17 protein-coding genes are annotated in these 20747 nt (G+C 50.3%); 7 read left to right on the top strand and 10 right to left on the bottom strand.

Going from position 1 to position 20747, the window contains the following annotated elements; genetic code table 11:
• Window positions 1–5: 5 nt before the first annotated feature.
• The 7 genes from rplM to LQ777_RS21890 form a co-directional block, all read right to left on the bottom strand.
• Window positions 6–449: a 50S ribosomal protein L13 gene (rplM, locus tag LQ777_RS21860; protein ID WP_232560063.1), complete on the bottom strand. Its 444-nt coding sequence runs from the start codon at window positions 447–449 to the stop codon at window positions 6–8.
• 126 nt (window positions 450–575) lie between these two features.
• Entirely contained in the window at window positions 576–1784 is a 1209-nt protein-coding gene (mraY, locus tag LQ777_RS21865; RefSeq protein WP_232560064.1) for a phospho-N-acetylmuramoyl-pentapeptide-transferase, read from the bottom strand.
• A 125-nt stretch (window positions 1785–1909) separates the two neighbouring features.
• Window positions 1910–3388 carry a UDP-N-acetylmuramoyl-L-alanyl-D-glutamate--2,6-diaminopimelate ligase gene (locus tag LQ777_RS21870; RefSeq protein WP_232560065.1) on the bottom strand — a complete coding sequence of 493 codons (1479 nt, stop codon included), beginning with the start codon at window positions 3386–3388 and terminating at the stop codon, window positions 1910–1912.
• Window positions 3389–3633: 245 nt separating this feature from the next.
• Window positions 3634–5745: a penicillin-binding protein gene (locus tag LQ777_RS21875; protein ID WP_232560066.1), complete on the bottom strand. Its 2112-nt coding sequence runs from the start codon at window positions 5743–5745 to the stop codon at window positions 3634–3636.
• Complete coding sequence (locus LQ777_RS21880; RefSeq protein ID WP_232560067.1) at window positions 5735–6133, bottom strand: FtsL-like putative cell division protein; 399 nt, start codon at window positions 6131–6133, stop codon at window positions 5735–5737. Before LQ777_RS21880 ends, LQ777_RS21875 begins: the two co-directional genes overlap by 11 nt.
• A 125-nt stretch (window positions 6134–6258) precedes the next feature.
• Window positions 6259–7752: a M20/M25/M40 family metallo-hydrolase gene (locus LQ777_RS21885; RefSeq protein WP_232560068.1), complete on the bottom strand. Its 1494-nt coding sequence runs from the start codon at window positions 7750–7752 to the stop codon at window positions 6259–6261.
• Window positions 7753–7887: 135 nt separating this feature from the next.
• Window positions 7888–8580 (bottom strand): DUF3431 domain-containing protein, encoded by a 693-nt coding sequence (locus LQ777_RS21890; protein ID WP_232560069.1) that lies wholly within the window; start codon window positions 8578–8580, stop codon window positions 7888–7890.
• Between the two features lie 121 nt (window positions 8581–8701).
• Between LQ777_RS21890 and LQ777_RS21895 the strand changes: the two genes are divergently transcribed.
• Window positions 8702–10819 (top strand): S9 family peptidase, encoded by a 2118-nt coding sequence (locus tag LQ777_RS21895; protein WP_232560070.1) that lies wholly within the window; start codon window positions 8702–8704, stop codon window positions 10817–10819.
• Between the two features lie 66 nt (window positions 10820–10885).
• Window positions 10886–11995, top strand: a complete 1110-nt coding sequence (locus tag LQ777_RS21900; RefSeq protein ID WP_232560071.1) for a hypothetical protein — start codon at window positions 10886–10888, stop codon at window positions 11993–11995.
• A 10-nt stretch (window positions 11996–12005) separates the two neighbouring features.
• Here LQ777_RS21900 and LQ777_RS21905 read toward each other — a convergent pair whose 3' ends face one another.
• The gene (locus LQ777_RS21905) at window positions 12006–12902 is read right to left on the bottom strand and encodes an SAM hydrolase/SAM-dependent halogenase family protein (RefSeq protein WP_232560072.1); all 897 of its coding nucleotides are present in this window, start codon (window positions 12900–12902) and stop codon (window positions 12006–12008) included.
• 184 nt (window positions 12903–13086) lie between these two features.
• Window positions 13087–14601, bottom strand: coding sequence for a cellulose synthase family protein (locus LQ777_RS21910; protein WP_232560073.1), 1515 nt, complete (start codon window positions 14599–14601; stop codon window positions 13087–13089).
• A gap of 383 nt (window positions 14602–14984) precedes the next feature.
• Here LQ777_RS21910 and LQ777_RS21915 point away from each other — a divergent pair, with 383 nt between their 5' ends.
• The 5 genes from LQ777_RS21915 (at window position 14985) to LQ777_RS21935 (ending at window position 19412) form a co-directional block, all read left to right on the top strand.
• Window positions 14985–15782 (top strand): Rossmann-like and DUF2520 domain-containing protein, encoded by a 798-nt coding sequence (locus tag LQ777_RS21915; protein ID WP_232560074.1) that lies wholly within the window; start codon window positions 14985–14987, stop codon window positions 15780–15782.
• Window positions 15783–16036: 254 nt separating this feature from the next.
• Window positions 16037–16474, top strand: coding sequence for a hypothetical protein (locus LQ777_RS21920; RefSeq protein ID WP_232560075.1), 438 nt, complete (start codon window positions 16037–16039; stop codon window positions 16472–16474).
• An 11-nt stretch (window positions 16475–16485) separates the two neighbouring features.
• Window positions 16486–16995: a hypothetical protein gene (locus LQ777_RS21925; protein WP_232560076.1), complete on the top strand. Its 510-nt coding sequence runs from the start codon at window positions 16486–16488 to the stop codon at window positions 16993–16995.
• Between the two features lie 78 nt (window positions 16996–17073).
• The gene (locus tag LQ777_RS21930; RefSeq protein WP_232560077.1) at window positions 17074–18099 is read left to right on the top strand and encodes a WD40/YVTN/BNR-like repeat-containing protein; all 1026 of its coding nucleotides are present in this window, start codon (window positions 17074–17076) and stop codon (window positions 18097–18099) included.
• A gap of 236 nt (window positions 18100–18335) precedes the next feature.
• Window positions 18336–19412 (top strand): hypothetical protein, encoded by a 1077-nt coding sequence (locus tag LQ777_RS21935; RefSeq protein WP_232560078.1) that lies wholly within the window; start codon window positions 18336–18338, stop codon window positions 19410–19412.
• Window positions 19413–19473: 61 nt separating this feature from the next.
• Here LQ777_RS21935 and rocD read toward each other — a convergent pair whose 3' ends face one another.
• Complete coding sequence (gene rocD, locus LQ777_RS21940) at window positions 19474–20721, bottom strand: ornithine--oxo-acid transaminase (protein ID WP_232560079.1); 1248 nt, start codon at window positions 20719–20721, stop codon at window positions 19474–19476.
• Window positions 20722–20747: the final 26 nt, after the last annotated feature.

Genomic DNA, 20747 nt, shown 5'->3' on the forward strand with positions numbered 1-20747 from the left:
ATGACTTAGAATTTAACTGCTTTAGGTTGCTGAGCCTCGTGCGGATGTTGATCACCAGCGTAAACGTACAGATTCGTGTACAACCGACGACCAAGCCGATTTTTCGGCAACATGCCTTTTACGGCGTGTTCGATGATGCGCTCGGGGTGCTTTTCCAGCAACAACCGGGGCGTAGCGAACCGTTGACCACCCGGATAACCCGTGTGGCGGACATAAACTTTGTCGGTCAACTTCGAGCCGGTCAGGCGAACCTTATCGGCATTGATGACGATCACGTTATCCCCGCAGTCAACGTGTGGCGTAAAGTTGGTTTTGTGTTTGCCGCGGATCAGACGTGCGATTTGACTGGCCAACCGACCAAGCACTTCGCCCTGAGCGTCAACCACAATCCACTCCTTTTGCGCCGTTTCTTTGTTGGCAGAGATGGTTTTGTAACTGAGCGTATTCACTGTTATGGAGACTAATTAATTGATTTCTAAAACGTTGCTTAAATAAAAAGCACTCCCGCTTCGAAACGGGAGTGCAAATATAGGCGTTATCTTGCTGAAAAACAAGGTCCTGCCGATTTTTCCTTCTTAGCGTAGTTTCAGCGTTGCCAAAGCCAGTACGGCCAGAATGATTCCGACAATCCAGAAACGGGTTACTAATTTGGCTTCGTGGTACCCTTTCTTCTGAAAATGGTGATGCAGGGGCGACATGAGAAATACGCGTCTACCCTCTCCGTACTTACGCTTGGTGTATTTGAAATAGCTGACCTGTATGATGACCGATAGATTTTCGATCAGGAAAATTCCGCAGACGAGAGGAATCATTAGCTCTTTACGGATCGCCAGAAACAGTACGGCAATAACACCACCAATCATTAAGCTGCCGGTATCGCCCATAAACACCTGCGCCGGGTACGAATTGTACCAGAGAAAGCCCACGCAGGCTCCCACAAAAGCCGCGCAGAAAACGACCAACTCACCCGAATTGGGAATGAACATGATCGTTAAGTACTGCGATGCAATCTTGTTGCTCGATAGCCAGGCCAATATCGCTAAGGTTATTCCTATGACAACCGATGTACCAGCTGCCAACCCATCAATCCCATCTGTAATATTAGCACCGTTCGAGACAGCCGTAATGATAAAGATACACACTAATACATAGACAATCCAGGTGTAACTATCAGGTAATAAGCCAAACAACAGCGAGCTGTAATCGAAGTCAATGTTCTTGACAAACGGAACTGTTGTCAGCGTGGACTTTATATCGGTGTATACATCGGGGACGGCGGATGTATTCAGCAAACGCGGAGCGTACTTACGAATTTTAACGTACTGGTTGAAATAGAGCGTCAGGCCGACAATCAATCCTAATCCGATTTGCCCGACCACTTTAAATCTGCCTTCTAGTCCTTCTTTATTCTTTTTGAAGACTTTGATGTAATCATCCAAAAAGCCGATCAGTCCCGTCCATACGGTTGAAACCAAGGCGAGTACGATATAAACGTTTGACAACTTGGCAAAGAGCAGGGCGGGGATCAGCAACGACGCCAGGATGATAAAACCACCCATTGTTGGGGTTCCGCGCTTCTGCATTTGTCCTTCCAACCCAAGGTCCCGAATGGATTCACCGATCTGAAGATTTCGCAGTATGTCGATAATACGACGACCAAAGACAGCCGCAATCAGAAGCGAGGTGATGACAGCACCGAGTGCCCGGAACGAAATATATTGGAAAACCCCGGCGCCAGGGAAGTTGTAGCGTTCGTCAAGAAAATGAAAGAGGTAATAAAGCATAAAGTGTGATGACCGGGCCGCCGGTGCGGTGAATGAGCGATTGGGCGATTGAGTGAATAAAAATAAGCGTCAGCTATTCACTCAATCGCTCAATCGCTTAGTCACAATTAGATTACACGCCAAAGTTACTGATTTCCGCGTTCCGAGAAAGTCTCCCGCAATACGGCCCGGTCATCAAAATCGTACTTAACGCCCTTAATTTCCTGATAGGTCTCGTGACCTTTGCCCGCTACCAGAATAATGTCGTGTGGGCCAGCCAATGAAACAGCTCGCCGGATGGCTTCGTGACGATCTTCAATCGTTACCGTTTTTTTGACATCAACGGGAGAAACACCAGCCTGCATTTGCTCCAAGATCGCCATCGGATCTTCATTGCGCGGATTGTCGGAGGTAAGAATAACCCGGTTGCTGAACCGACAGGCAATATCAGCCATAACGGGTCGCTTGGCGGCATCGCGATTGCCCCCACACCCCACAACGGTTATCACCTGCGGTAAATAGCCCTGTTCGTTAGCCTGACGCAGTCCGTTGATCGTTTCCAGCACATTTTGCAAGGCATCGGGCGTGTGAGCGTAATCGACGATACCAACAATCTTGTCGTCGGAAATAACCTGCTCAAAACGGCCCGGCGGTGGTGTAATACCCGATAACAACGTAAGCACTTCGTCGGCATCTTCGCCTAACAGGATCGCTGCACCATAAACGCTCAGTAGGTTATAGGCATTAAATCGACCAATGAGCTTAAACCATACCTCTTTGTCGTTGACCAGCATGTTTAGCCCAAACAGGCTATCGGCCAGAATTTTACCTTTGAAACTGGCAAGCGTCTGTAACGAGTAGGTTTCTTTTTGGGCAGCCGTATTCTGGAGCATAACCAGTCCTCGCTTATCGTCTACATTGGTCAGTGCAAACGCCGTGGCAGGAAGCTGGTCGAAAAAGCCTTTTTTTGCCCGAATATAATTGTCGAAGGTACCGTGAAAGTCGAGGTGATCGTGGGTAATGTTCGTAAAGATCCCACCCGCAAAGGTTAGGCCGGCAATGCGCTCCTGCACGACCGAATGTGAGCTTACCTCCATGAACACATGCGTGCAACCGTTGGCCAGCATCTGCGTCAACAACTGGTTGATGGTGATCACATCGGGGGTAGTATGCGTGGCCGGAATGATCTGATCGTCAATCTGGTTCTGAACCGTCGACAGCAGCCCACACCGGTAGCCTAATCCACGAAAGAGCCGGAATAGCAGGGTAGCCACAGACGTTTTACCATTGGTTCCTGTTACGCCCACCAATTTGAGTTTCCGCGATGGTTGATCATAGAAATTGGCGGCTACCAATCCCATCGACCGGGCGGAATCCAGCACCCCTACGTAGGCAACCTGCGGATTAATGTCATCCGGAAGTTCTTCGCACAAAATCGCTGCGGCTCCCTGACGAACGGCGGTTGCGATAAAATTGTGGCCGTCGGTAACGGTTCCGCGCACGGCCACGAACAAACTACCCGGACCAACCTTGCGGGAGTCCATGGTGATACCGGTAATCTCGGTTTCCATACTGCCCGAAGTCGCCAGCAGGGATACTTTATAGAAAAGGTCTTTAAGCTGCATATAGATGGAACGAGTCTCATACCCGTCTTGCGATTGCAAAAAAACGGATTGAGACTCGTTCTACCTAATTTTCGGGAAGACGACCTGTATTGTCAGGAATCAGTAAAACGCGTGATAGGCTGCTAAGTGAGTGGTGTCGGCGGGGCCGCCCGCGCGGTTCTCAAAAACCGACACCACCAGAGAAGAATATTAGAGTAGGCAAATCCAATAGTTCGGACAATATAGGAAGACGACCGGGCCGTACTTTAGCCCATTTTCAGTGTAATCACCTTCGAACTTACTTCGTCAGCCCCTGCTCCGGGCGTAATGGATTGCTCTTTAACCTTCCCGTGTCCTTCGATAACGACTCTGAAGCCACGATTTTCCAGCAGATACACAGCATCACGCAAGGTTAGCCCGCGCACATCAGGAACCTGGCCGGGCCGGGTTGGACGCGATTTCCAGCGACCATTCTTCGTCACCTCTACCCAGCCTTCCGTAGCGGGTTCGTTCTTGATGTTCAGCGTTCCGTCTATGGTATGCAGGTCATCGGCGTATCCGGCCAGCAATCCGGTTGTTGAACGTGGTTGCGACGCCTTCGCGCGAATCGGGGCATGCATCCGAATATCGTAGGCAACAATCCGGTCGGCTACCTCTTTGAAAACAGGAGCGGCCACAGCACCCGCATAAAGCAAGTCAATGTTGTCGCCCTGCGGTGTATCGACAACCGTGATCATGCTGTATTTGGGTTTATCAGCCGGAAAATAGCCGATAAATGACGTATAATATTTTCCGACCTGGTACCGACCGTTGATAATTTTTTGAGCTGTACCCGTTTTACCCGCAATCGCGTAATTAGGATTATTGATATGTTTGGCAGTCCCGTGCTCCACAACGCCCCGTAATAGTTCCTGCGCTTTGCGGGCGGTTTGTGGGGAACAGATTGGCTCTGGCAATACATAAGGAGCATTGTCCTCGATAACTTCATCGGCCAGTTTAACCTGCTTGACAATCATTGGTCTTACCCATTTACCGCCGTTAGCCACGGCGTTATAAAATGCCAGCATTTGCAAGGGCGTAATCTGCATTTCGTATCCGTACGACATGGAGGTGAGTGACACCTTACTCCAGCCTTTCATGTCGGGGTTACGAACAATTGGATTGGCTTCGCCTTTCATGTGAATGCCCGTTGGCTTGTCCAGATGAAAGCGACGCAGGTATTCGCAGTAGCGGTCGGCCCGGCTGTAGAAATAGCTTTTCATAAGCAGGTGCGTGCCGACATTCGACGATTTTTCGAAAACCTCGCGGGCCGTAATCGTTCCTTTTCCGTGCCGGGAAGCATCGTGAATGTTAAGACCGTTGTAGCGCGCTGACCCATTTCCCGTAGCCACCAGTTGGTTAAGCGAAATGGCTTTCTCTTCCATCAGGGCCATCATCGTGGCTAACTTAAACGTAGAACCTGGATCGGTACGTCCTGCTAAGGCATGGTTGAAGTTCTCGACGTATCGATTCCCTTGTTTTGTCAGATTGGCCATCGCCCGAATTTCACCCGTGGCTACCTCCATCACGATGACGCTTCCTTTGGCCGCGTTGTATTTCTCAAGTGCCGAGTGCAAAGCCGTTTCGGCCATATCCTGATAGTTGACGTCGATGGTGGTGTACAGATCCATACCGGGTTCGGGCTTCATCTCTGGTCCATCGTCAACGGGTTTGCGAACGCCCCCCGATAGCACCTCGACCAGCCCAACGGCGTTTTTACCCGCCAGCGCCGGTTGAAAACTAGCTTCCAGTCCCATCAGACCGCGCCCGGTTCGAGCGTCAAGATTGCCGATTGTCCGCTCTGCCATGCGCCCGAACGGATGGTATCGATCGTAGTAGGGCCGCAACACCCCGCCCCGAGCCGCCACTTTCGGCGTTGAGCGGAAGAATGGCCACTTTAGCATGTATTGCCGTTCCTGAAACGTAACACGCCGACGATTCAGCAGTACATACCGGCGTTTACGAGCGCGGGCATCGCTGACCAGATCCGTATAATCCCTGGCCGAACGGTCGCCATAAATGCGAGAAAGCAGCAGACCCAATGAATCTTTCTTTTTCTCGAAATAATCGGGCTTGGCCATCGTCGGATCAAGGCCAACCACGTAGCTCGGTAATGACGTTGCCAGCAAACTGCCGTCGGTGGCGTAAATATTGCCGCGCATAGCCCGGATGGTATCGCGCTGGATAAGCGTTGCCGCTACGCGATCACGCCAGAATTTTCCTTTGAACGTTTGAAAATACTGCACGTACACAAGCCGAAACACGACACTCATCGCCAGGACGATAACAATGTAGAAGACGTGATTAGCCCGCTGAATGATGTCCTGTTTAATGTTCATCGCTTTTGACAACTACTTTGTGGGGTGGGTTCTGGCTATCCGTCAATCCTAGCGCGGCCATGCGTTTGCTAAGCTCAGACTGTTTGCCACTTTTCATAAAATCAGCCTGCAAAACGGTATACTGCGACCGGAGTTCATCGACCTGCGTTTTGGTCCGCTGAATCCGACGCACCAGCCGTTCGGCATTGTGGTTTAACCCAATGTAAATAACGAGCAGAAATGTGACCCACAGAATGCGGTCGATGTGCCGAATAGGCCAGGCATTGTCTTCACCGAACAGCCGGTCCAGTCCAATAAAGTCATTCAGCCACGAGGCAATCCAGAGCCTGCGCCGTTGCTTTTTCTGCTTAGCCCCCTGCTCGGGTTGACGAAATGTATTTTTAGCCATGATAGGTCGGGATTCCTGTGCACAAAGTAACAAAAAACGTCCGGCCACTGGTAGCCTATAAATAAGAAACGATGGCCCCCTCTTGAGAAAGAGCCATCGCTTCCAGCAAACATAACTAGCTTACTTTATTCTTTCCAGCGCCACTCGTTGGCAATCTGCAACGGCGTTCTGAGACCCTGAGCGACCAGATAATCACGCGTTTGCGTATCGGTCTGGCGACGGGTTGGAATGTCGTCGGCATCGGCAAGTGCAAAGAGCAGCATGGTTGAATACCGAACCGTATTTTTTAGCTGATCGGCATCGACCAGGTTGATCCGGTCGCAGTTGGCGTGGTAGCAATCCAGCACTTCGCGCGAAAGATGACCGTTCATGCCAACCACGGGAACGCCTTCGAGCATAAAGGGCTGATGATCGGAATGCAGCCCAGCCTGATTTTGCATCTGGTTGGCAAACGCCGGTTCTGCCCGTTTCATGGTTTCACCGACGGTGCTCAAAAACGGAACGATATCGGAGCGGCCGAAGGCATTCAGCCCCGTTGGGTCGTTGGTCATGTCCAGGTTCAACATGTAGCGAACCTTATCGAGTTGTCCTTTCTTTTTCAGATTTTCAACCATCGCCCGCGAACCAAGCAAGCCCTGCTCCTCGCCCATAAACAGGACAAACTCAATTGTCCGCTTTGGTTTTAGTTTCAATGCCTTGAACGTCCGGGCGATATCCATAACGGCAAACGAACCAATCCCGTTGTCAATCGCCCCGGTTGCCAGATCCCAGGAATCCAGATGCCCACCGACGATGATTTTCTCATCGGGGTACTTCGAGCCTTTCAAGGTAGCAATCACGTTACGCGCCCGAATTTTCCGGCTCGTATTCGCCATGTCGATTATCGCGTGCAAAGGACTCATTTCTTCCTGCATCCACGCCCGCAAAGCCTGCCCACTTTCGTAGGAGATACACACCGACGGAATGGGGATCAGCTTGCCCGTAACCGATGCTGTACCCGTCAGCAGTACATTGCCCGGTACGAGGTTGACCATGATGACACCCGCAGCACCGTATTGAATGGCCAGGGCCGTTTTCTCAGAACGATGCAGATTTCGAGCGCCTTTCGTTGGTGCCGCCAAACCAATGTTGACAAGCGCCACTTTACCTTTCAGCTTATCTTTCAAAGCCGCAAAATCGCCCTCGAGTCCGTTGCCGACATCGATGATTTCGCCTTTTACGTGCGCATCCACCGGCGAATGAGCCAGCGATACCACCTGTAGTTCACGAAAATTATCACTGCGATTGGGCACAACCGACAGCGTAACCGTGTCGCGCGTCCAGGCTTCCACCTCAAAAGGCTCGTACTGAACGTCTTTGAACCCATACGACGACAGTAGATCAAAGGCGTAGGTTTCGGCGCGGGTTCCGTTTGGGCTGCCCGTCAGCCGGTGTCCTACCTGCTTCGTTGCGTCGGAGAGTGTTTCGAAAGCCCGGCTATGTTGCACAACCTCCTCATTGATCCTGAGAAAGGCTTTTTCGAGCGAAATTGAGTTGAACGTAAAAGCGGCCAGCAAACCGGCGGTACCGAAACAAAAGAAGACGAACCGAAAAGAAGATACGTAAAGAGTTCGGTGCATAAAGGCGTGTTTAATTCTTCGCTAAATATACAAAAAAGGTCGCTGATTATGGGACTAAAAAGGTAGACACCCTATCTACTAAAAGCGTTCGTTTTAAGACCTAAACTATTTTTACGGTGACAGGTGCGTCATTTATTATTGTTCGGGCGTTTGGTGCTTCATCGGTTTCAGGTAAACCGTTTGCCGACCAGCTAACCAAACCGGATCAATACCAGTCAGACCAAAGACGCGATCCCAACTCCGCTCGAAGCAGTGAGCCGCATCAGGAAACGTAATCGAAACGGCCAGCGCGCGTTCGTAAAAAGACAAAGGGTGCCGTACAATAGCTTCCCGGTGAATAGCGAACTGCGCACCGAGCACAAAGGTGTACAGGTCTGGTCCATCGGTATCAAACAAAGCCCGGTGAAAGCCGCGCAGGTCAAGACCGCGTCCGTCTTCGTTTTTACTCCACGGTTGAAAGAGCCGCTCCCCCCGGTTGTCGTCCGTATCGATTAAGTGCCCTAACCAGCGAAACGGCATTTGAACCGGATCGCCAATGGTATCAGGCTGTCCGGAAAAGGATCGCATCGTTTTTTTGAAGTCGTACGCATGGTCAAACGGCTTTCCCTGACAAAATACGGTCCATTGGGCTAGCGAATCGTAGCGGCTGACGATGTGATGCAAGTACGTATGCGCTTCCCGCCCAATGTTAGGAAGTGGAATAGCCCCCGCTCCCGCCGAATGATCCGCGCTTTTGTCGTAAACAGTCATGCGAAGCTGCGCAGGCAGATTACGGAGCCAGTTCAGGTTTTCGGTATAGCGGGCAACAACGAGTTCGAGTGGTAGCACAGAATCCAATAGCGTTTGCAGAATTACGGCAAAGAAACCGGGTTTGCGCCGTTAATCCTTTATTTTCTCGACGGTCAGTCTGTAAACCTTTATTTTTACAAGCCAGCTCCAGAAACGAACTATGAAACGAACGTGTTTTACGTTTATAACCACACTCACGCTGTACAGCATGACGCAAGCACAACCCCTTACGGCTCCCAAAGCCGCTATCAAACCGAAAGAACTGATTACCAACGGTCACAAGCGGACTGATAATTATTACTACCTCAACGAGCGCGAAAACCCGGAGGTCATCAAATACCTCAACGCCGAAAATGCCTACCTCGAACAGGTACTCGCTCCGGTCAAAGGCTTACAGGATAAGCTCTTCGAGGAAATGAAGGGCCGGATCAAGCAACAGGACGAATCGGTTCCATACAAAGAAGGACCCTACTATTATTACACGCGCTACATAACCGGGGGCGAATATCCAATCTACTGCCGCAAAAAAGGCTCGCTGGAAGGTGCCGAAGAAATTATGTTCGACGGCAATGCCCTGGCGAAAGGCCACAACTATTATCAGCTTGGTGGCTATGAGGTATCAGACAATGACGAGCTGGCCATTTTTGCCGAAGATACTGTTAGTCGCCGGTTGTACACGCTGCGCATCAAGAACCTGAAAACGGGTCAGGTTTATCCCGAAACCATTGCGGACACGGAAGCGGGAAGTTTTGCCTGGGCTACGGATAACAAGACGCTTTTTTACATCAAGAAAGATCCGCAAACTTTACTCGGCTATCAGGTATACCGCCACGTGTTAGGTACCGATCCAAAGACCGATGTGCTGGTGTACGAGGAAGAAGACAACCAGTTTTACATGGGCCTGGGCCGGTCGAAGTCGAAAAAATACATCACGATTGGTTCGGACCATAACGGTGTATCAACGGAATACCGGCTACTCGAAGCTAGCCAGCCGATGGGTACGTTCAAATCGTTTCTGCCCCGCGAGAAAGGCCACGAGTACGAGATTGTCCATTACAAAGATAAGTTCTACGTTCGTACGAACTGGAAAGCCGAAAACTTCCGCCTGATGGAAGTACCCGAAGGCAAGACCACCGACCGTACCGCCTGGAAAGAAGTGATTCCTCATCGCCCGGACGTGTATCTGGCCGACATTGACGTATTTGCCAATCACCTCGTATTGGGCGAACGCAAAGCGGGCTTGACCAACATTCGGGTAATCAATCAGAAGACGAAAACCGACGAGTATCTCGACTTTGGCGAACCGGCCTACGTAGCGGGCATCGGCTACAACCCTGATTTCAACACCAACGTGTTGCGGTACAGCTACGCATCGCTGACAACGCCCAACTCGACTTTTGATTACAACATGGACACCCACGACAAAACGTTGCTCAAACAACAGGAAGTGCTGGGTGGCTTTGACAAAAATAATTACGTATCGGAACGGTTCTACGTCACCGCCCGCGATGGTGCGCAAGTGCCGGTTTCGCTGGTGTACCGCAAAGGCACAAAGAAAGACGGTTCGGCTCCGCTGCTTCAATATTCGTACGGATCGTATGGCTACTCGACCGATCCCGGATTTAGCTCTACGCGGTTGAGTCTGCTCGACCGGGGCTTTATCTACGCCATTGCGCACATCCGGGGTGGGCAGGAAATGGGCCGTCGGTGGTACGAAGATGGAAAGATGCTGAAAAAGAAAAACACCTTCAACGACTTCGTAGATGTATCCGAATACCTCATCAAAAACAAGTACACCAGCGCCGACAAGTTGTTTGCCATGGGTGGCAGCGCGGGTGGTTTACTGATGGGTGCCGTAATTAATCAGGCTCCACAACTGTACCGGGGCGTTGTGGCAGCGGTACCGTTCGTCGATGTTGTGACCACGATGCTCGACGAAAGTATTCCGCTCACGACGGGCGAGTTTGAGGAATGGGGCAATCCGAAACAGCCGGTTTATTACGATTACATGCTGTCGTATTCGCCTTACGACAACGTCGAGAAAAAAGCGTACCCGAACCTACTCGTAACTACGGGTCTGCACGATTCGCAGGTGCAATACTGGGAACCCGCCAAGTGGGTCGCGAAACTCAGAACGTTGAAAACGGATAACAACCAATTGCTGCTGCACACCAACATGGAAGCGGGGCACGGTGGCGCATCGGGACGATTCCAGGCATTGAAAGAAATTGCTCTGGAGTTTGCTTTTATGCTCAATCTGGTTGGCGAAAAACAATAAGCCCGTTCTTTAATCGAACGCCCTCTGCAAACGAATTTTTCCGTTTCAGAGGGCGTTTCCCGTTATATGTCATCAAACCAGCCCCAGGTCGTTCGTATTCCGACGCTTAGCAAAGACAACCCGTCTTTATCGAAAAATCAGAAAGAATTTAACCGGCTGACGGCGAAAATAGGTGAGCTAGAGGACGAGCTGAGCCAATTCCGCGCGCAGGCAACGACCATCCAGCAACGAATTTACACCGAATACGAACCGCTGTTGCGGGAGTACAATGGGCATAAAGCAACCCTTGTGCGAGTTTTCGACCGCGCTTATGAACGTCCCGAAGCGACCAAGAACGAAAAGAAAAAACTGGCCGACCTGATCGTCAATCTAGCGTATGATCTGATCAGCGAACACGGCATGGACGATCTCAAGCCGATTTTCGACAAGTATGACCCCGACGGATTTGACACCACCGATGCAGAGGCCGACCAACAGGTTTCGGAAGCGATGAAAGAAATGGTTAGCTCGTTGTATGGCATTACCTTCGACGATCAGATTGATGTCAGCACCAGAGAGAAATTCATGGCTTATCTGGACGAACAGTTGCAAGCGCGTCAGGGCGCTGACCAGCAACGTCAGCAGGATAAGGCAGACAAGCGGGCTAAAAGACCAAAGTCGGCGAAGCAGCAGGAGCGCGAAGCTAAAAAGCAGCTTGACGCACGTAACATCACCAAGGCCGTGCGGACGCTTTACATGGATCTGGTGAAAGCCTTCCACCCCGACCGCGAACCCGATGAATCCGAGAAAATCCGGAAAACCGAGATCATGCAACGGGTGACCGAAGCATACGAAAAAAGTGATCTCTTGGCGCTTCTTCGCCTGCAACTCGAATTCAACCGGATCGATCAGCAGCACCTCGAATCGCTGGCCGACGAACAGTTGCGCTACTACAACAAGATTCTGAAACAACAGGCCGACGAGCTAAGTAGTGAGCTGTTTGATCTGCAAAGTCAATTAGCGTCGATGCTGGGAAAACCGTTCTCGGTAGTTCGGTCGCTCATTGGCCTGGAGATGAGTTTCAACAACAGCATCCGCGATCTAAAGAAAAGCGTTAAAGAAGCGAAAAAGGACGTGAAAGACCTTTCCGATCCGGCTATTCTGAAAGTGTGGCTGAGATCCTATCAGATTCAGTAAGCTGTTTTCATTACTTACTAAGCACGATTGTCCAGTCGGCTCCGCTGAACACTTTGTACTTATCCGAAAAATTCCCCTGGTTGACAGCTACCGAAAAATTGAGCAGGCTGTTAACATACGCGACGTCATCACCAACAGCCGCTTCCCCGAAGGTGTTGACCATCCGAACCGCTTTGTCGTAGATTGTCTTGTTCTGGTGCAGAATCTTGACACGTACGCTATCGCCCGATTTAACGCCCAGTTTTTCCAGCATAGCTTTCGGTATGTTGGTCCAGACGTTACCGTACTGAACATCCAAAATCGGAATATTGCCTTGTAGTACGCCGTTTGCGTAGTCAGCTTTTTGGTACGGTAAGCTCACTACGGTGCGACGAACGGTATTTCCTACTTGCTGAAAGGTAATGGTGCGGGAGGCTAGGCGAGCCGCCGTGTAAGCGTACACGTCGCGCCCATGAAACGTATAGGATTCGTTTGAATTCTTAAGCCGGTTGACAGCCTCATCAATCTCCCGAACCTCCTGAATACCCAGTTTCTCCGCGATCAAGGTTAGTGTTCCGTTGTCGGGCGTGACGATGTAATGGCCTGTTTTCGTCAGTAGGACAACCGAATGGCGGTCGGTGCCAACGCCGGGATCGCAGACCGAGACAAACACCGTTCCTGCCGGGTAGTACGGAACGGTCTGGTACAGTCGATAAGCCGCTTCCCAAATGTCATAAGCCGGAATCTCGTGGGTCAGATCAAACAGCTTTAGGTTCGGTGACACACCCATAGCGACGCCCTTCATTGCCGACACCGCGCCGTCTTTCAGGCCAAAATCAGATTGAAAAACAACAATGCCATTTTGGGCGAACGCTAGTTGCTGGTAACCCAGAAGAAGCAGAACTAAGAATTTGTACAGTGTTTTCATGGTGGGTAGTCATACAATAAGAAAACAAATATACAGTACTGACATCTTTCTGTTTAACGCGATGACCTTACTTAAATAAAGTCCTGTCGGCCTTATTTTCCCGAGCGTCTAGTCATCACAAAAACAAACCCGCCAGCAACCTAAGTCACTGACGGGAAAATGAGTAATCGAATACGAAGAAAAATTATGCACCTACTGCCACCGGACGAGCGACGGGTACCGAAACGCTGGCTGAGCGACGCCCTGCATGAACGAGCGAATAAATGAACACCATGCCAAAGCCGACCATCAACATAATGTGCAGAAAAAACATGCGAAAATCGTTGACGTAAAAGGCAAGAACCAGACCGCCGACGAAATACAGAGCAAGTCCACCCTCGGCCAGCGTCAGCCAGCTGAGTTTTCGACTGACGTACTTGTTCGCATCCCAACTGTCCTTTGCCGTTGTCACGTTGAATTTTGGGGTTCGAACAAACGGTGTCTTACGACCAATGTAGCCTTCGATAACGGCGATTGTATTGTGCAACGACAAGCCCATCATCAACGACGAGTACATGGGGAAATACCAGGCCAGCTTCGCTTTGTTTTTTTGTCCCAACAACCAGAACGGTATTCCGTAGAACGTTATCAAAATTAACAAGTTGCCTTGAAACAGATTGATTATACGAAATATGTACTCCCATTCCGGGTGGCGATGGCGTATGTAAATAAGCGGCACGCTCATAACGCCGAGTAATAGCACGAGTATAAATGTTGCACTGCTAAAGAGGTGAAAAAACGCGTGAAGTTTCATCGCGAAGGACGTATTCGGTGACCTCAATACTTTGACGAAAAGCTTACGGGCGCACTCAGCGGCTCCCTTCATCCAGCGGTACTGCTGCGATTTTAGCGCATTCATCGCTACGGGTAACTCTGCCGGAGAGCCTACGTCTTCGCGGTAAACAAATTTCCAGCCGCGCAACTGAGCCCGGTAGCTTAAGTCCAAATCTTCGGTCAGCGTATCGCTTTGCCAGCCACCCGCATCGGCGATGGCTACTTTCCGCCAGACGCCCCCCGTTCCATTGAAGTTAGCCAGAAAACCAGCCGCGTATCGTCCGCTTTGTTCAATGGTAAAGTGTGCATTCAGTCCAAACGCCTGTAACTGGGTCATAAGCGAAAAGTCTTCGTTCAGATGCTCCCAGCGAGTTTGAACGATCGCTACTTTAGGATCGCTGAAATGCGGTACTGTTTTCAGCAAAAAATTAGGATCGGGCACAAAGTCCGCGTCGAAGATCGCGATGAACTCGCCTTTCGCAAACTCTAGTCCGTATGCCAGCGCTCCCGCTTTAAAGCCCTTACGCACCGGACGCCGGACGTGTTCAATGTCAAATCCCTGGCTCTGGTACTCATTTACCTTAGCCGAAATGATCTGAACGGTCTCATCGGTCGAATCATCCAGTACCTGAATATCGAGTTTGTCTTTGGGATAATTCAATTGCACTACCGCGTCAATCAATCGCTCGATCACGTAGAGTTCGTTGTAAACCGGCAACTGAATCGTAACGCGTGGCAGTGTATCCGAACTGCTGGCCGACAAAACCGCTGCCCGACGCTTTCGCTCAGAACGTAAATAAATGATGATTAGACTTAGCTGGCCGCAGTTATACAGGAATAACAGCATCAAAGCCAGTCCATACAAAAGCAGGACGGTAATTTCCATGTTGGTGAAAAGACAAAATCGTTCTAACGTTAAATTTGCACGCTACTTTTAGTATCTGGGGTAACGGGGTGTTTAAGCAATTAGGTTTTCGATCCGGTAAAATCCACGGAATACCTTACTGCTCATCAAACCTGCGTTACCGTTCATTGACGGCGCATTCACAGGAAATTCCGATCAATCAGCATCGAAGAGAACAAGCGCTTTCCGCTTTTGTTGCCAATTTTGAGCGTAGGCGAATTGTATCCTCTACCGGTACCGAAAAGCAGCCGGGCTGACCGTACCGACTACCTTGCATTTATGCGGCTGATTGTTGCAAGTTGCTCCGCTCATTTACCATCGAAGCCATGATGGAAATTTCAAGTAAAATGTTCTATACTTGGCCTATGGAAATATCCTTTATTGGCGCAGGTAATCTAGCATGGCATCTCGCTCCGGCTCTCGAAAATGCGGGCCATCACATCAACGAGGTTTACAGTCGGCAACTTCAGCACAGCCGACAACTAATCAGCAATCTCTACGACGCGCAGACGCATTCCGACCTCAACTTCGCCGATAGCCCCTCTCAACTGTTTGTTTTGGCCGTCCCCGACGACGCGCTCGAAACGGTTTGTTCCCGCTTGGTTTTGCCCGAAAAGGCCATTCTTGTTCACACATCGGGCAACCAATCCCTTAGCGTGCTGGAAAACTGGATGACCATCTACAGCGACATCCCCGTGCAAACTGGCGTCTTTTACGGCTTACAAACCTTCACCAAAGGCCAGCCGTTTATGGACTTCAGAGGAGTGCCCCTCTGCATTGAAGCAACAGATAAAGAAACGGAAGATGTACTGGTCCGATTAGGGCAGGAGCTAAGCGACATTGTGTACATTATCACATCTGCCGAACGTAGAGCCCTGCACGTTGCCGCTGTATTTGCCTGCAACTTCACGAATCACTTACTGGCTATCGCCCACGATCTGACGACGACCAACGGACTGGAATTTGATTTACTACAGCCTATCATTCGCGAAACCATTCGAAAAGGACTGGCCGTTGAAAACCCAGCTACGGTACAGACCGGGCCCGCCCGCCGAGGGGATCTGACAACGATTGAAAGTCATTTGTCGTGGTTAGCAATACATCCCCAACTAGCTGAAATCTACCAGCTGATGACCCAAAGTATTAAGCAACAGTATAGCTAATCATTGCTAGTCTACTTATTCTAAGCCATGGAAACCTATTGATTTACAGAAACAGGACTATATCAACTACTTGTATCAAATAAATCAATTCTATAATTTTACACTACTATTCAACGATCTCTCATTCTTCTATCCTTGCTTCGTGCGTATCAATCAAAAGTTGGTAAGCTAATAGTTTATATACCAACGGATTATTCTTAATTAATTTTACTATAGGTGAACTTTACAGGGTTCTATTTTATTTATTGATCGGTATGGGTTCGTTAAAGCGATTAGAGGAAACGTCAGTTTCTAAAAGTACCGAGCGGCTTGCGTTGTACGAGAAGTACGGTGCGATGGCTTACGGTGTTATCCTGCAAATAATTCCGCAGCCTGAGCTTGCCCAGCAGGTTATGGTCGATTTGTTTGCGTCACCACAACTTGAGCAATGTATTAAAGCACCCACGAGTCCGGGCTGCAACATTGTTCGGCTCGCCCGTTCGAAAGCACTGGAAGCCAATTTGAGGGCAACCTCTTCCGCTCCTCTTTCCGAACCACCACAAAGCAAGGATGACAACGCAGCAAGCCTTGTTTTTGATCTGTCATTCCGCCAGGGATACCCATTGAGGACGGTAGCTGAACGTTTACAAATGCCTTATGCAGATGTAATGAAGTCTATTCGTAATTATTTTAAGTATCTTCGTACATCATAACTGTACTCACATTGAAGAACTATCAATATTTAACGGATGGCATTCTGGAGTCCTATCTGTTAGGCTTAGCTTCTGACGATGAGAAACAGGAGGTAGAACGCTTGTTGACTACTGATCCGGACATTTTATCTCAGTTAGAAGAATTGGAGACAGAGATGGAGCAGCATTTTATGAGTAACGCTGTACCTCCCCCGCCAGCCCTCAGAACGGCCATTTTTGAGCAGATCAATAAAACCGAGCTAAAAAAGCGCGAGCAGGAAGACTATACCCGTTTCAAACGCAGACCCGTAGAGGAAGAGCCCGCCAAGCCAAACTACATCGACGTAGAAGTAGACGATACCCATATCCGGGTGCACAAATACTGGCGGCCTGCTTTCATCGCGGTCTTTGTTCTATCAAAGATTTTTCTCATTCTCGGTCTGTATTATTACTTCAAAACAAATAGCCTGGAACAGGAAATTACCCGGCTTAAAGCTGCTACGGAACAGACGACTCCCGTATCGCCCGGACGAACACCCTAGCTTTTCGCCATTATATTAATTGACGACAAAATGGTCTATGTCTTTACGATGTGCCATTTTGTCGTCAATTTTATATCCATGAAGCAAACCATTCTTTCTTGTTTAGCCTATTTCACGGTCGCGTTTTCGACATTTGCTCAGTGGCAACCCCAATTGGTACAAACGGATGCCAGTTTCCGGGCGGTGAGCGTAGCCAGTCCTGACATTGCCTGGATCGGCGGAACCAAAGGAACCTTTGTTCGTACCACAGACGGCGGAAAAACCTGGCAAACCGGTACCGTTTCCGACGCACAAGCCTGTGACTTTCGCGATGTGCAGGCCGTTGACGAGCAAACTGCTTACCTGATGAGCGCTGGCCCTGCCGAGAAAGGCCAGGCCCGGATCTATAAAACGACCAACGGTGGCCAAACCTGGTCGCTGCTGTACCAGACGCAGCAACAAGGCGTTTTTTTCGACGGTATCGACTTTTGGGACAAGCAGCATGGCATTGTGCTTAGTGATCCTATCGATGGCAAATGGTTTATCCTGACGACCGACGACGGTGGACAAACCTGGAAACAGGTCCCCGCCGGTAACCTGCCCCCAATGCAACCCAACGAGGCCGCCTTTGCCGCTAGTGGAACCAGCCTTATTGTTCAGGGCAAGCGCGATGCCTGGATCGTATCGGGGGGCGGAACAAATGGTCGCGTTTTTCACTCCAAAGATCGAGGTCAGACATGGACTGTTACGAATACACCCCTTCCAGCGGGAGAAGCTACGGGTTTGTTCGGCGCACGTTTTTTCAGCGAGAAGGCCGGAGTCGTAGTTGGCGGTAACTATAAACAGGAACAGCAGCCAGGACCCAATGCGGCTATCACCCGCGACGGAGGACAATCCTGGCAACTCCTGGCACCGACCAACCCACCGGGTCTCAAAGAGGCCGTCGCCCTAATTCCCGGCGACCGTCTGCTCGCGGTTGGTCCTTCGGGCACAAGCTTATCGGCTGACCAAGGTCAAACCTGGCAGAAATTAGATAACGACGGTTTTCACTCGCTTGCCTGCGCTAAAGGGACCTGCTACGCCGTGGGCGCTAAGGGTAAGATAGCCGTGCAACGGTTCAAGTAATTCATTTTAGCCGTTTCCGTCAACCTGTCGGAGCGACTCGTGGTGTCTGGTTCTCAAACCAGACACCACGAGTCGCTCCGACAGGTCTTTTCGTCATATTCTACGGCTCCAATCACGCAGTCATAAGTTGATAAGGTAAGGGAATAAATTGTACCGTATAATTTACATTCCTCTTTAAAATAGGAGTCTGTATCTGTTCGTTATTCAGCCGTACGGACGATCAATTCTCCTCGTTTATGCCTGTGAAAGCGGCTTTATCTTTACCCACTATCTTGCTAAGTGCGGCCTTATCAGGTACCCTGATGGCCCAGACACCGGCTCAGGATACATTCATCTGCAAATACACCGGTGGCAACGTTGGTCCTCAGGTTATTTGCTCAAACGTCAATGCTCCGTCTACCGGCCATGCCGAACGCGTCGTGGACCGTATTCTGAAGCCTATTGGCCTGATGCGTAATTTCAAGGTTATGGAGTGCGCCAATACGGACAACTGTTTTGCGACAGTCGTTAAAGGCCAACGGTTTATTATCTACGATGCCGCTTTTATGCAGGGTATTGAGGAGGAAACCGAGACCGACTGGTCGGCTATCAGTATCATGGCGCACGAAATCGGTCATCACCTACAGGGGCACACCATTGACGGACGGGGTGGCCAACCCCAAAAGGAAATCGAGGCCGACAAATTTTCGGGTTTTGTACTGCACCAACTAGGCGCATCGCTCGATGAAGCAACCGTAGCAGTACGGGCACTCGGTGATGAACACGCCACATCGACGCACCCGGCTAAACCCACTCGCATCGAAGCGATCCGGAAAGGATGGCTGGAAGCAGAAGCGATGTACCCCAAAAGCCGGGTGTTGGTCAAAGCGCCAACGGCTATGGCTCCTAAACCCATCGCGACAAACAGCAATCCGTCGGTAGCCTCCCGCCCGGTCGTTGTACCTAGCACCCCCACCCGCGCGACGGTGGGATGCGTTTCGGGCGACTGCGAAGACGGAAAAGGTACATTCGTGTATCCGACCCGCGAACGGTACGCCGGCGAGTTTGAAGAAGGCGACAAACACGGCGAAGGGGTAGAATACTACGCCGATGGGAAAGTAAAATACAAAGGCAACTTCCGGGACAACCTCCGCTCCGACTACGGGGTTTATTTTTACCCGAATGGCGATAAATATGCGGGCTGGTTCCAGAAAAATGTTCCGCACGGCAAAGGCACGTACTACTTCGCCGACGGAGGCCGTTTGGTGGCTACATTTAAGAACGGTCAGCCGGGGCCAGACCGAGTTTTATACAGTGGCAGTAAAGCGGAATAAGAACCACCAGCTACCACCCACTACAAACAAGAAGGACTTGCCACTGGCAAGTCCTTCTTGTTTAAAATGCGAGCATTGTCTTCTCGATAATATCGCAGGCTTCGTGCATCTGGTCCTCACTGATAACCAGCGGTGGCGCGAACCGGATCTTATCACCGTGCGTCGGCTTGGTCAGCAAACCGTTATCTTTTAGCTTTAGACAGATCTCCCAGGCTGTTTCAGCGCCCAGATCAGGCCGTTCGGTAATGACAATCGCGTTGAGTAATCCCTTACCACGAACCGACTTCACCAAATCCGTTTTGTGGCTCAGTGCCGTCATTCGGGCGCGAAAAACTTCGCCCATCGCCTGCGCATTTTCAGCTAGTTTTTCGTCTTCCACCACCTGAAGTGCTTCCATTGTTACGACACAGGCCAGCGGATTGCCCCCGTAGGTGCTACCGTGTTCGCCCGGCTTAATGGTCAGCATCACTTCATCAGATGTCAGTACCGCCGAAACGGGCATCGTTCCGCCCGAAAGTGCTTTGCCCAGCACGAGTACATCCGGCTTCACTTCTTCGTGATCGCAGGCCACGCGTTTACCCGTACGACCGATACCCGTTTGAACCTCATCGGCAATGAACAGAACATTGTATTTCGTGCATAATTTACGAACACCACGCAAGTAGCCTTCGTGGGGAACAACCACGCCCGCTTCGCCCTGAATGGGTTCGACCATAAAACCCGCAATGTTCGGATCGCTCTTGAAGGTTTCTTCTAATGCGTTCAGGTCATTGTAGGGAATAATGATGTAGCCGGGTAAGAGCGGCCCAAAGTCGTTGGTACTACTCGCATCCGTCGAGGAGGAGATAGCCGCTAATGTACGACCCCAGAAATTACCGGCAGCGTAAACAGTTTTTGCTTCATTCTGCAGAATGCCTTTCACTTTGTACGCCCATTTGCGCGTTAGTTTAAGGGCCGTTTCTCCACCTTCGGCTCCGGAATTCATCAGCAGTGCTTTGTCGTACCCAAAATAATCACACAGGTACTTTTCGCACAGGCCGGTTTTATCGTTGTAAAAAGCCCGTGACGTAAGCGTCAGCCGTTGAGCCTGCCGAATCATGGCGCTGATAATTCGCGGATGACAATGCCCCTGACTCACGGCACTATAAGCCGACAGAAAATCGAAATAACGTTTATCCTCCACATCCCAGACAAAGACCCCTTCGCCCCGCGTCAATACAGCCGGGATCGGGTGATAATTGTGAGCGCCGTAGTTCCATTCCAGTTGCATAGCCTGGTCGGTGGCAGAGATTGGCATTGTCGTATCCATAGCTGGCAGTGAGACGTTAAAAGTGA

This window comes from Spirosoma oryzicola (genome assembly GCF_021233055.1).
GTDB classification, from domain to species: Bacteria; Bacteroidota; Bacteroidia; order Cytophagales; family Spirosomataceae; genus Spirosoma; species Spirosoma oryzicola.